At 42.9% G+C, this 13,502-nt stretch carries 11 protein-coding genes and 1 tRNA gene; 6 read left to right on the top strand and 6 right to left on the bottom strand.

Going from position 1 to position 13,502, the window contains the following annotated elements; genetic code table 11:
* Nucleotides 1–369: 369 nt before the first annotated feature.
* The 3 genes from C4S39_RS10540 to C4S39_RS10545 are packed head-to-tail and all read right to left on the bottom strand — an operon-like array spanning nt 370 to nt 4,551.
* Nucleotides 370–3,408 (bottom strand): DNA polymerase domain-containing protein, encoded by a 3,039-nt coding sequence (locus tag C4S39_RS10540; RefSeq protein ID WP_013646280.1) that lies wholly within the window; start codon nt 3,406–3,408, stop codon nt 370–372.
* Between the two features lie 17 nt (nt 3,409–3,425).
* Entirely contained in the window at nt 3,426–3,911 is a 486-nt protein-coding gene (locus C4S39_RS15155; RefSeq protein ID WP_013646282.1) for a hypothetical protein, read from the bottom strand.
* Complete coding sequence (locus tag C4S39_RS10545; protein WP_013646283.1) at nt 3,904–4,551, bottom strand: hypothetical protein; 648 nt, start codon at nt 4,549–4,551, stop codon at nt 3,904–3,906. The genes C4S39_RS15155 and C4S39_RS10545 overlap by 8 nt, the downstream gene beginning before the upstream one ends.
* Before the next feature lie 222 nt (nt 4,552–4,773).
* Between C4S39_RS10545 and C4S39_RS10550 the strand changes: the two genes are divergently transcribed.
* The 6 genes from C4S39_RS10550 to C4S39_RS10575 are packed head-to-tail and all read left to right on the top strand — an operon-like array spanning nt 4,774 to nt 10,382.
* Entirely contained in the window at nt 4,774–5,679 is a 906-nt protein-coding gene (locus C4S39_RS10550; RefSeq protein WP_013646284.1) for a hypothetical protein, read from the top strand.
* A complete protein-coding gene (cas1, locus tag C4S39_RS10555; protein WP_103966964.1) occupies nt 5,672–6,964 on the top strand; it encodes a CRISPR-associated endonuclease Cas1 in 1,293 nt (430 codons plus the stop codon). Before C4S39_RS10550 ends, cas1 begins: the two co-directional genes overlap by 8 nt.
* A gap of 45 nt (nt 6,965–7,009) precedes the next feature.
* Complete coding sequence (locus tag C4S39_RS10560; RefSeq protein WP_219817949.1) at nt 7,010–8,026, top strand: HsdM family class I SAM-dependent methyltransferase; 1,017 nt, start codon at nt 7,010–7,012, stop codon at nt 8,024–8,026.
* Nucleotides 8,023–9,381: a restriction endonuclease subunit S gene (locus C4S39_RS10565; RefSeq protein WP_103966965.1), complete on the top strand. Its 1,359-nt coding sequence runs from the start codon at nt 8,023–8,025 to the stop codon at nt 9,379–9,381. The genes C4S39_RS10560 and C4S39_RS10565 overlap by 4 nt, the downstream gene beginning before the upstream one ends.
* 45 nt (nt 9,382–9,426) lie before the next feature.
* Nucleotides 9,427–10,116 (top strand): hypothetical protein, encoded by a 690-nt coding sequence (locus C4S39_RS10570; RefSeq protein ID WP_103966966.1) that lies wholly within the window; start codon nt 9,427–9,429, stop codon nt 10,114–10,116.
* Complete coding sequence (locus C4S39_RS10575) at nt 10,113–10,382, top strand: hypothetical protein (protein ID WP_103966967.1); 270 nt, start codon at nt 10,113–10,115, stop codon at nt 10,380–10,382. The genes C4S39_RS10570 and C4S39_RS10575 overlap by 4 nt, the downstream gene beginning before the upstream one ends.
* Nucleotides 10,383–10,418: 36 nt before the next feature.
* Here the strand turns inward: C4S39_RS10575 and C4S39_RS10580 are convergent, their stop codons facing one another.
* The 3 genes from C4S39_RS10580 to C4S39_RS10590 all read right to left on the bottom strand — a co-directional run bounded on the left by C4S39_RS10580 (nt 10,419) and on the right by C4S39_RS10590 (nt 13,470).
* On the bottom strand, nt 10,419–11,570 hold the full coding sequence (locus C4S39_RS10580; RefSeq protein WP_103966968.1) for a glycoside hydrolase: 1,152 nt from the start codon (nt 11,568–11,570) through the stop codon (nt 10,419–10,421).
* 223 nt (nt 11,571–11,793) lie between these two features.
* The gene (locus C4S39_RS10585) at nt 11,794–12,966 is read right to left on the bottom strand and encodes a glycoside hydrolase (RefSeq protein ID WP_103966969.1); all 1,173 of its coding nucleotides are present in this window, start codon (nt 12,964–12,966) and stop codon (nt 11,794–11,796) included.
* A 428-nt stretch (nt 12,967–13,394) separates the two neighbouring features.
* Nucleotides 13,395–13,470: transfer RNA gene (locus C4S39_RS10590), tRNA-Asn, on the bottom strand.
* Between the last annotated feature and the right edge of the window lie 32 nt (nt 13,471–13,502).

Below are 13,502 nucleotides of genomic sequence, written 5' to 3' on the forward strand. Positions count from 1 at the left end.
GAAGGAATTGAATTTATTTCAAATTTTTGAGTAAGCTGCTAGTAGCCCACGTTGTGTTGTTTACGATTTCTGTATATTTTTCGCAAGTTATTAACTAAACAATCTCTCTAAGAATGCCTGCGCTGCAAATGCTGCCTCCTAGTTGCAATCTTTAGCGAAATATGAGAAGTAGATATAAAATTTCTGTTTAAATGCCGCAAGTCTTTCTTCAGTTAAATTTGATCGTTGTCGTTCTTCAGACTTAATTTTACTCATATTTATAATTAATAATTGGGCCTAGGTTTATATTGCTATTTCCATCAATAGATGACAATTTAGAACATTCAATCTATTTTTCGGTATATTCTAGTAATACGGTCAAGCTTAAATTTATTTCAACTTATTCACAGCACTTTCAATTTTCCTCATAGTATCCCTATTTGGTTTCGCTCCCTTTCGAATATCATACAATGTTTGCTTAGGAATCCTCGTCAATTGAATCCATTCTTTTATAGGTTTCTGTTTGAGCAATTCAGCTAACCCCTTTCTTCCATATTCCACAACTGCTTCAAGCTCAATAATCCCTTCACTTTCCTCACTAATGTCATCCTTGACGCGATTGGTTTCTTTTCCAATAAAGATGTGCTCAATTATTTGAAGGTGTTGCCGCTCCAATATACCAATTCCTTTCGGGTTAGATGCCTTAGCTTCTCCATGTAAAAAATAGTCTGCTACACACTCAGCCAATGTTTTATGCTCAATCTTTATCAATTGATTGCTATCCATCCGTCTAATTTGATCATAAACAGCTTGATATGACTTAGCGTATGGTGCATAAAAAGCAACCCCTTTTAGTTCCATTGGATTATAAGGTTGGGCCTTTTTATCAGTTGTGACTGCTTCAGTTATTGCCTCAAATTGACTTTGCGATCTAGCTAACAGTTCGAACTGATTGAGGGATGGCAACATCACCATGAAGGAGAAAGGCCTTATGTCAGCAATATGTTTAAATCTTCTCAGTAACTGAGTTGTAGAGACAGTTACATTTGTTAGTGCCGGTTCAGATAGAAATGGAAGATTGATTAGAGATACCCTCGATTTTCCATCTTCAATTTCTGTAATTGCGTGATACCACAAATCGTACATCCATCGATGGCCGCCAAGCTTATACACATTCTCCCAAGGCTCCGGTGTATTGGATTGATACTCTGCTGGCTTCATCCAGCCACCCGTACCATGTGATGAGAATTTCCTTATTCGATAACCAGTATCTGTACGGTTATACAATGCATATCGTTTTGCCGAAATAGCTATGCAGTACAATGGTTCAAGTTGATTGGTGAAATAATTTAAATCTTCAATCTTTAATATTTCAGAAACATTGTTGTATGGGGATAATGATTTAAAACAATCACAAATTTCCTGAATCTTAATTCTGAACATTTCCCGATCCATATCCTCAGGCTTGGCAAATGCCATTGAATCGGTATCGCACAACACATAATCGATGCCTCGATCACTTGCCAATTTTTCAGCCATCGATAAAAGTAAACGTCCAGCAGCAGGAATTAACGCTCCACACGGCCCCATGAAATAAGGCCCTGGTTCTTCAATCGCTTTGGTCTTGCCTTTGCTGTATTGATCGGCATAGATATGCACGGGAATATTTTTGCTTTCGCTATCATCAGGATTGATTTCTACCAACACGCCATAACTGGTTGAATTAGCGATTAGCTTGAGGGCTTGCTGCAAACCATCAAGATAAAGAGATTCATTGCTGCCTACTGGATGATCTTTCATTTGTTTCTTGATATCTGCGCGCATTTCAATGACACGTGCAAACAGATCATCTGTTGTCAGGTCGATGGAGAAACGCTCATCACCAAATAGTTTCCATTGGTTGGTTTTAATTTGGCCTTGAGGTAAAAGCTTAAACGCATCTACAATCTGAGGGTTTCTTCCGATCAACAATTTTGAAGCCAGTACATCAGCTAAACAATACCAAACAGATAAATGAGAATTAGCATAATTTAAGCCAATGTTAGTGGCTGCGCTTTGCTCTCCATAAGTTGTGCGAATAGGTAATAAGTCGACATCAGGTATTATTTTTACAAAGCATCGGAGTAAAGGCCATGTTTGTTTTTTCAACAAATCATTTAACGTTAAATCGTTTAATAGTAGCTGCGCTTCTTCAATACAAGGCTCTACCGATATTTTCTCGGCAAGCAACAATTGCTGAATATTCATTAAGGCATTAACTGTTGGATACTCACTCGTGAAATCGGTATATATAACTTCAGTCGGCTGCAATCTAATACGAACTTCAGTTCTTCCGCCATAATATGCAGTCATGGCTTTGCCGATTGCATCCTTTGGGAAATCTGCGTGTTGTTTAAGAAATGGGAGAATCCCCAAATCTTTCAAGTAGGTTTTGCCAATGGACGCTTCAGAAAAGATTTTCCAAGGTTCACGTGACAAACCATGCTTGCGATAAACTTCTCGTTCTGCTTGATATAGCGCCCAAGTCGCTTTTACATCCTGAACGGCATATTTCAGATATGTTTCAGTAATGACTTCTCCATGATTTACTTCTTCCCCCATTTTTTCCACACGTGCCTTAAATCGCTTGCCCATGCCTGAAAGCGTTGTATCACCAGGCCCGAGCAACGCTTTTCCAAAAGTAGACGTATCCAGAAACCGCCCCCGATAACGATTTACTTTTTTGCTTGGTTTACGCTGGGTACGGAAATCAAATAAAGCTTTCTTACCACCTAGCGTTTTAATACGTATTGGAGGATGATCAAAGCAGGAATCGTCCTCGCGACAACTGCAAAGCGTTAACCAGAAACCGCCATAAAATTTTTCCTTGGCTTCGCCCCAATAGGTAGCCAATCGTGAAAGATCGAATGGCAGATTGTGGCCAATACATAAAGCTTCTCGTTTATAAACCCACGGATAAAGTATTTTGCAGATAAAATCATCTCTCACGAGTAGTTCAATATCATGGGTTGCAGCAAAGCTTTTTATGATAATCAGTTCTTCATTACTGATCTCATCAGGATTATAAAAAAGACCCGCTTTAACAAATTTATCCAATGCATCACGATTTAACTCGCCTTTTCGATAGAGCCACATGCGGGTTTCCTCATCAATGCCATATATCGCATAAACACCAAAACGCAATGCTTGGCGGCTATCGGTTGTGGTTTCGGTATCCAATACAAAACAATAGCCGCCATAAGGCCGTTCAATCTCCCAAATGGCTTGAGCTTCGATATTTAGCTCATCTTTAGCATTACTTTGATAATCAGCAATTAATTCAATTTTAGTACTCGCTGAATTATCTTGTTTTTCTGTATTTATGCGGTCTATGAAACAGCGTAGATACTGTGAAACTGGTTTTACTGCTCTATCGCGTGATTCTGTCATATTAATAAATATCGTTATTAGTTCTGAACGGATGCTCGGGCCATTTTTAGGCCAAGGATTAGAACTATGGCTAACGGCATTAATTTGACTAAAAATATCACTGCATCGATTGCTGTCCAAATAGTGTCCTTTGCCATTTGCTGCGATTTTTCGCTTAACACTTCCAGAGGCATAGTTGGATCAGTATATAAAGCGCAATAGTCCATAAAACCAACAAATAAGAAGGCGACACAAGGTTCGCATCGCCATAGATCGGGCCATTGGTATTGACGGCGTGACAGCATGGCATGACAGTTAAGACATATGGGAACCGTCCGATGTGCATGCTTTTTACCTGCTAAGTGATGAAGTTCAATAGGCAAGTCATCTTGACGGCAAATCCAACAATGACTGTGACTATGTGTTTTGTCAGCACAGTTATGGCATAGATTGCGATCAAATTTTCGTAAAGCTGGTTTACGATATTCGGCGCATTCACTACAGGAGCGATAATCGTTAACCATGATTCATCACCCTAAATGCACGTTGTTCGGAAGAAAACATTCGTTCATACGCTTCACGGTCAGCATCATTCATTTGTTCCATGATGGAAATTAAATCATCTACTATAGTTAGTAAAGAATATTGATTTCCGAACAAGTCAAATACGACAATATTTGAGAAAGTTGTTATTGCTGAGGTATCCCCTAGATAAGCATTATGAGCCGCATTCCAATATTGACCTACTATGCGAGCATTTTTGCGATCAAGTAAAACCTCTTTAAATAGCTTCCCATCTTTTGTTAGGATAGGAAAACTCGCAGAGCTTTTTATCTCCCACTTATGGTTGTTTAAAAAATGTAATGTGTTACGTTCAATATCAAGCTTTCTGATTGTCCCTAAAGAAATTCGAGCCTCCTTAGATGCTTTGGAGAGTGATTTCCCGGATGCGATTCCATTAATAGCTTGATAGTAGCGCTCAAGCGTTGATTTGCGTGTGCGATCAATTATCCCTGAACGTTTCAATTCAGAAATCTTGGATTCACTTTTGCGAGCATGGCCTCGAGCTTGAGCGATAGATAGTCCTCGCTCTATTCCTAATTGTCGTCTGCGTTGATACTCGGCTTGGTAGTTGCGTTTCTTTGATGGCATAATTTTATTCATTTTAATCCTCCATTAAATAATTAAAGAAATCACTAAATGCATCTACCTGTAATAGAAAGTTTAGCTATAATAAGTTTTCTCCTTTATAGTACATTAATATATTTATATTGCTGATGAATAATGTTATTTTTCATCAGTTAGTGCGCAACAAACTAGGTTATTTTGCATACCTCTGAAATAATAGAATGACTTGTATTCCGTACCTCTGTATAATTTGATGTTATGAATGATCAACTTACCAAAGAAAAACTAATAAAAGAGGTTGCGAGATGTCATTCTGATCATCCAGTGACAGAACCACAGCTTAAGCGCTGGGTAAAATATGGACTTTTACCACCACCTAAAGCCGGAAAATCCAGAGGTAGGGGCCGAGGTATTCCACAGTACTGGGAGCCAATATGCATTCCTATGATTGAGTTGATTGTTGCGACCTATAGGAAAAACAAGCCAAATATGGACGAGGCTGGTAAAAGGATATTTGCAAATGGATTTTTACTTCGAGGAGATTTGATTCGTAAATATTTGGAAGAAATCCCAGACAGACTTGAATCAAATTTGAGGCGACAGCGCTCATTTATGGAATCCAAAATCTCGGATTCATCGAAAGCTTCAAGACTTACAGAATCTGTCAAGCGTAGACATTCAAAAGACCAAATACTTCACGAACAAAAGCCAACGGAATGGATTAATGCACTTGCTGAAGTTGTTGTTGGAACTGCAAAATTATCAGTGTCGCAATCCACTTACGAACAGCTTGGGGAGTTCTTAAATCCCTCTGCACTAAGAGACGCATTTCAGAAAGTTACAGATGAAACACTGCCAGTTATATTTACAAAATCCCAGGATGAATTTAGTTCGTTTGGATTCGCAACTCGATCAATAACCAATTTGTTTCGCGAGCATGGTTGGAGTGGAGCGATAGAACCCATTATTCCACCTATGCATTCTAAGGATACAGATTACGTGCTCACGTTTGAGTTTCGTCGTTCAGCCCTGCTGTGGGGTGTTCTGTTATATGTGCACGGTCAAGCTTTTGCCCAAGTATTGCAAGAAGTGATTAGGCAGCAATTTGGTCAAGCTGTTGAGAATATGGTATCAATCGACAAGTTGGAGCAATTGAATGTTTAATCTAATATGTCTAAATTGCAAAACCAAATTTGCAACCAGAAATAAACTAGCTAAATATTGCTCCAAGCCTTGTTCTAATAGTGGCAGAGCGCACTTAAAGCCGCATAAAACTGAAAGTCTTTCTGAGCCTTTACATCGGAAAGATAATTCCAAACAAACAACAAACTCAGTTGGCACATTACACGCCATTCCCGCTATTAATGATCATAGACCCCTTGAAGTTATCCCGACCGATAATAAACCTGCATTTATTCAATTTAATCTCGATGGCAAAGCATTTGCTGAATCTGGTGAACGTTGGGCAGCAGAGGCCAAAGAAAAAGATGTTTTAACATTAGCAGGTAATGGATGTAGTCTTCAAGTGGAGAAAGGACAATTGGTTTTAAGATCGGGTTATAGTTGTTCTACTGTTACAGAACGTGAAAAGCGCATAACTCGGGGTGTTCATGCGGTCAGAGCAATTATCGTGATCAATACGACGGGCAATTTATCTACAGCAGCAATTCAATGGTGTTCTGATCAGCGCATTGCGCTTTATGTATTAGATCGTGATGCTCATTTAACTGCATTAACGCATGCTCCTACACCACATGTCGTATCGTTAAGGCGATTGCAATATAGTGTGGAAACATTAACGCTCGCTAAAGAGATTTTGTATCGTAAATTTGATGCGTGTATTAAATGCATGCCGATACTCGCTCAAAGTTTTACTCAATCGGCAGATTCAATTTTGTATGCTAATACATTAGAAGAAATGCGCCTTATAGAAGCAAGAGCTGCAATCATTTATTGGTCGACTTGGAATAATTGCGTTATAAAATGGAAAGAAAAAGATGTGCCGATAGAATGGAGAGGGTTTTCTCAAAGAGCCTCGGGAATTTCTGGGAAAGGTTATAAAGCTACTCATCCGGTCAATGCCATATTAAATTATGCTTATGCGATATTAGCAGGGCAAGTGGAACGGGCTTTACAGATTGTTGGGCTTGATGTGGCAGTAGGTAGCTTGCATGCTGATCAGGACGGAAGAGCATCGCTAGTCTATGACTTGATGGAGCCATTGCGACCAGTTATCGATAAAATCATTTTTGCTTGGGTAACTTCGCAGCAATGGCGTAGGGCTGATTTTGTTATTGATCGGCAGGGCGTGATAAGAGTGCATCCTCAATTAGCTCGCATTGTGGTAACAAAAGCTATATTACCGGATAAGGTGATTCGAGAAGAAATTAATGCTTATGTGGGATTACTCAAACGATTGGGTAATAACAAGTTAGCAGTGACAAGGTAGCTTATTCTCCTCATTTTGTACTTCTTTCAAAAAGTGTACGGCGTTTTGGGAGAAGTTAACATACCCCATCTGCGCACGCACCATGATTTTGACGCACTCACGGAGGCACAGCAGCGTAAATACCGCAACAGCACCTTCTACGGCATGGAACACGTGCAGGATGCGCACCGGCTGGCGTTGATGAATCTGATGCTGCACGGCATCGACGGCGGCATCCATTACGGCGACACCTTGAGTCCCGAAGGTGCGGCGCTGCCGAAAGCGACGCTGATCCTGACCAATCCGCCGTTCGGCACCAAGAAAGGCGGCGGCCTGCCGAGCCGCGACGATTTCACCTACGCCACCAGCAACAAACAGTTTGCATTTTTGCAGCATATTTACCGTGGCCTGGCTCCGGGCGGGCGCGCCGCGGTGGTGATGCCGGACAACGTGCTGTTTGAAAGCAACGTCGGCACGCAAATCCGCCGCGACTTGATGGACAAATGCAACCTGCACACCATCCTGCGCCTGCCGACCGGCATTTTTTACGCGCAAGGCGTCAAAACCAACGTGCTGTTCTTCACGCGCGGCCACAGCGACAAAGCCAACACGCAAGAAGTGTGGATTTACGACCTGCGCACCAACATGCCGCAATTCGGCAAGCGCACGCAACTCAACGCCGAACACTTCGCCGGATTCGAAGACTTCTTCGGCCCCGACCCGCAAGGCGGAAACACTCAACACCGTCATTCCCGCACTGGCGACATGCACCAGAACACGGATCGTAGTGCTACGAGCAGTAACGATATCCAACACAGCGACAACACCCAACATCGTCATTCCCGCGAAGGCGGGAATCCAGAAACCGGCCGATTCCGCGCCTTCACGCGCGAACAAATCGCTGAACGCGGCGACAGCCTCGATATCAGCTGGCTCAAGGACGACAGCGCCGCCGGTCACGACGACCTGCCGGAACCGGCGCTGCTCGCGCAGGAAGCCATCGATGAACTGCAAGGCGCGCTATTGGAATTGCAGGGGATTCTGGAGGAATTGGGAGAAGAGGCGGGTGAGGTGGAAATGTGAAAAAGCTTCCAGATAATTGGTGTGAAGTATCACTGGGAGAAATTTCCTCAACATGCAGTGGTATTGGATTCCCGTTGCAATTTCAAGGAAGGACTGAAGGAGAGCTTGGATTTTATAAAGTCGGAGATATATCAAGAGCTGTTATTGAACAGGGAGGATTCCTCAAAAATCCTCAGCACTGTGTATCCAAAGAAATCGCTATTGAATTAAAAGGAAAACCGATTCCTTCAGGTGCTACTGTTTTCGCCAAGATCGGAGAGGCTGTTAAATTAAATCGAAGAGCTTTTGTTGTTAATGAATGTTTAGTTGACAACAATGTGATGGCAGTAAAGGCTTTTCTGAGTGATTCAGATCGATACATATACATGTTTCTACGAACAAGAGATTTCACGGAATTATCCCGGGCAACCACAGTTCCATCTCTTCGAAAGGATGATATAGAAAGTCTCATTATTCCTTTAGCACCACTCAACGAACAAAAACGCATCGCCGACAAACTCGACAGCATTCTTACCCGGGTCGATGCCTGCCGCGAACGCCTCGACCGTATTCCGGCCATCCTCAAACGCTTCCGCCAATCCGTCCTCGCTGCCGCGACTTCGGGAAAATTGACGGAGGAATGGCGTGGCGTCTCAGAGACAATTGGATGGATAACGATACCTCTTTCAGATGTGTGTCTTTCAATCACGGATGGAGATCATCAGGCTCCACCACAAACTGAAACTGGTATTCCATTTATTACAATTTCCGCCATTAATGATGGTCGCCTCCGGCTGGAAAAAGCGAGTCGATTTGTCCCTCAATATTACTTTGAAGCTTTGAAGGGAAATCGAAGGCCAAATCGCGGTGATATTTTGTACTCGGTTACCGGCTCTATTGGTATTCCGGTACTGATTGATACTGATTGTGCTTTTACTTTTCAAAGACACATTGCAATCTTGAAACCAGATTACTCAAAAATCACTAGCAATTATCTAAAGTATGCGCTGGAAGCAAAAAACACCCAAAAACAGGCATTGGCTGCAGCTACAGGGACTGCGCAACTTACTATCCCGCTAACCGGTCTGCGAACTTTTCTCATCAAAGTGCCATTCATCGAAGAACAAACCGAAATCGTCCGCCGCGTTGAGGAACTGTTCGCCTACGCCGATCGCCTCGAAGCCCGCTATGCTGCCACCCGCGCCAAAGCCGACAAGCTGACGTCCGCAATTCTCGCCAAAGCCTTCCGCGGCGAATTGGTGCCGCAAGATCCCAACGATGAACCGGCCAGCGTGCTGCTGGAACGCATCCAAAAAACTTTACCAGCAACGAAACAGCGCGGGCGCAGCAAAACAAATCCGGCTGCTGCAAGCTGAGTTGTTCGAATGCGCAGTTACCTCGTTTTCCAATGAAAGGCCTGAATGTATGTTTCATCTCATGCGTTACCGATTCACTTTATTGCTATGAATATTTTGCGCCATATCGTCGAGCCATCGCGACTATTGATGACCTGGCAATCGCTGGATATGAATGCGCCATCGCGCACGCGCCGCGTCATTGGTGAAGTCTGCCGGGAAAATGATGGTCAGATCGTTTTTCGCTATCTAAAAAACACCCCCGATTTTGAGGCAGCCCGCAAAGCGGGTTTTAAAGGCTTTCCGGCTTTCCGGCTGGAAAATGACGAAGTGCGTCAAGGCGTGATTGAATCATTGCTGCGCCGTTTGCCGCCGCGTAATCGCGAGGATTTCGCTGAGTTCCTGGCGCAGCATCGTTTGCCTTGTCCGTTTAGTTATTCGGATATGGCTTTGCTGGGTTATACCGGCGCACGCTTACCGAGTGACGGTTTTGCTTTGGTACCCGATTTTTCGCAAAATAATGCACCTTGTGATTATCTGATGGAAGTCGCGGGATTGCGCCATATATTTAATGATATGCAGGCTATTCATGAAGGTGATAGCGTCAATTTTGAGATTGATCAGGACAATCCTGTCGATCAGGACGCTTTACAAGTGATTTGTCATGGCCGGGAACCGAGGCCGTCGATCTGGCGCAGCGGCACGGCGTCAGCTTCGAGAAACTGTCGCCGATCCTTGCGGTCAGCACCGGCATGAACTTCCTGACCGTCGACGCCCAAACCGGGCGCGAGCAGTACCATGCCTGGGACGGGCCGGAGCAGGACTTCGTGGCCACCTACAACATCATCACCAAGGACTTGCACCTGGCGTTGAAGTTGGCGGAACAGGCCGATGTCGAACTGGGGCTGCTGAAAAACGCATCGGAGTATGCCGATGCGGCCAAGGCCGATCCGCGTGTCGCCGAACGCTGGAAGCGCATCGGCGACGCCTGGCCAAAGCGCATGCCTGGCGATGGCGTATAACTTGAAAAGACCGCTCAAACTCTTCGCTGACCGACCCTAGTTAACACAGGAAGAATAGGCTCTGGGACAAGCTGCATTTAAACCACCCGCACGGGTATTTCTTTGTTCCTTCCAATTTAGGACTTCCAGTACTTGCTTGTAATGTTTTTCCCGTGTCCAGAAGATATAGTTAGCATTTAATTTATCCCGCGCAAAAACCAGAATCTGAGAAACAGTCGGCACATAACCTTTTCCATCACCTCTGGTATTTTTATAATTATCTGGCATAACCGTAGGAACCATAGGTATCAAACCAGAGAAATCCTCATAGTAATTATAAACTCCCTTATGAGGATCATATTTTGTTCCTTGAAAATTCAAACCTTTTTCTTCGATAAAAAGATCCGGACTACTCAATGCAGTTCCAATATTCCTGAGTTTTCCCACAAACGATGCAAGAATAGGACGCGGATAATTTGTTTCCTGAATCGTCATTGTATTGGGAAAAGATAAACGCATTTGCTTCTGCACGTTAATCTTATTGTTATAAAATTCAGCGATCTGGGCATTCGTCAGTGGTTTGATAGGTACCCCCATAGCGGTTTCTATCATGCCGATACCTTGAAAATAAGGGTGTGAATTATAACGCTTTCCCATTGCCTTGAATAAAGCAGTCAGGCGATTCTGTACTTGTGAGTTCCATAATTTAATATTACGTCCGGTTACTACGTTATTTCCATAATCACTGATATTAAATTCACCGCCTTCGTATTCAACCGTCTTCATATAATTTGGCACAACCTGCCTGCCATTAAATGATTTTGTTTGTACCTGAATAACAAGACGCTTTCCTCTAGCGGATAATTCGGCGAGACGTTTATCAATGGATGAAAAATCATACACGCCTTTTGCTTTCTCCAGATCATTCCAGAAATACCGTATCATCATTCCCTTTAATGCGGGAGTTGCATTGAGTTCACTATAGACCTCGGATAAGTAGTCGGCATTGTTTTTTTTCGCCCCCCTGATTATGTAATAGTGGCCTGGATGCCATTTGACAGCGGTAGGATCCATCGTCGCTGCTACTGCATTCAAGGGCATTAGAATCATACCCATCAAAAAAAGTAGCAGCACCTGTAGAATATGTGCGTGATTATTTGACTTGTTAGTGCTCGGTGTTGCCAGACCGGCATGAATGCTGATTTTCATACATTAATTCCTTTCTAAAGTTAGCAGATAGGAACTGCGTGAATACGCTACAAAACTTATTGCAAAAGAACCCTGCAATCGTAGTAGAAAGTAAAACGGGTAGCGCGATCAAACAGTTCTATGATCTTAATGTGCTGTTCCACTGAGAATCCGGTAGACGCTTAGCGAGCTATTAAGAAGAATGAATATCTCGACCAGACAAAAACAAATGAAAAAGCGAGCTTTAATCTATACAGGATGTATAGGCAGCTGGACATGCGGGATTTAACCCGCCTGCGGGCGCGTTTCTTTGTGCATTCAGATTTAACACTTCCAATACTTGCTCGTAATGTTTTTCCCGTGCCTCCCGTGCCCAGAAAATGTAGTTAGCACGCAAGGTATCGCGCGCAAAAGTCAAAATCTCTGCAATAGTCGGCACATAACCCGTTCCATCGCCTTTCGTATTTTTATAATTCTGTGGCATAACCGTTGGAACCATAGGTATCATGCCGGAAAAATCTGCGTAGTAATTATAGATTCCCTTATTAGGATCATATTTTGTTGTTTTATAGAGCAGGTCTTCTTCCTCAATAAAAGTATCCGGGCTACTCAATGCCGTGCCGATATCTTTGAGGCTGCCCACGAATGATGCGAGAATTGAACGAGGATAATTTACTTCCTGAATCGTCATCGTATTGGGAAAAAACGAACGCATTTGCCGATGCACAAAGATCTTATTATTATAAAATCCAGCAATCTGAGTGCTTGAAAGTGGCTCAATAGGCTGTCCGAGAGCAGTTTCTATCATGCTGATACCCTCAAAGTTGGGATGTGAGTTGTATCGCTCCCCCATGGCTTTGAATAAAGCAATCAAGCGACTCCGCACCTGAAGATTCCATAACTTGATATTACGTCCTCTTATTTCTGTGCTGCCATAGTCGCTAGTATAAAATTCGCCACCCTCATATTCGGCTGTTTTCATATAAGTTGGCACAACTTGCCTTTTATTAAATGATTTTGTTTGCACTTGAATAACAAGACGCTTTCCCCTGGCGGCCAGCTCGGCAAGACGTTTATCGATGGACGAAAAGTCATACACACCCTTCGAATCTTCCAGATCCATCCAAAAATACCGGATCATCATTCCGTTCAATGCGGGTGTTGCATCGAGTTCGCTATATACCTGAGACAGGTATTCAGTGTTGTTTTTTTTCGAACCTTTGATTATGTAGTAGTGCCCCGGATGCCACTTGACCGCTGTGGAATCTGATGTTGCTGCTACAGCTCCCAATGGGACTAAGATCATACTTATACAAAATAATATTGCAGCCAACAAAATATGCGCTTGGTTATTTTGCTTGTTAGTGGTCGATACCCTGAGACTGATTCCCGATAAGGTTTGAATATTACTTCTCATACCATTCCCTTCTAAAGTTGAAAGATCAGAATTGATTGAATGAAGCACGTAATTTCATTTCTATGAGACTTGTACAATCTATATAAGAAAGTAAAACGAGAGCGTTATCCAGCAATTCTGTCAGTTTGATTTGCTCCACCTCTGGGGTTTGCCAGATATTCAGTAGAACATTGAAAAATTTTCAAGAAATTGATCAGACAAAAAACCATGTATGTCTAATCATTAGGCTTTTTCTCAGCATAACAGCGGCGACACGAAGGTATACGCCCCGAATAATGAAGGCCTGAAACTACAAAGGGCATTTAAAATTGTTGCGAGCTAAACTCACATAATGACAATCAAACCGGAATAAACGAGCAGCGATTTAGCACTTGGAAATAATAATCGGAACGGACTCTTTGAGTTTAAGAATACGGATTATATCTAATTGGCTCCCCGACCAGGGCTCGAACCTGGGACCTGCGGATTAACAGTCCGTCGCTCTACCGACTGAGCTATCAGGGAACTGGTGAGATGCGCATGTTAACGTTTTGAAG

It is taken from the genome of Nitrosomonas ureae, from assembly GCF_900108305.1.
Lineage (GTDB): Bacteria > Pseudomonadota > Gammaproteobacteria > Burkholderiales > Nitrosomonadaceae > Nitrosomonas > Nitrosomonas ureae_B.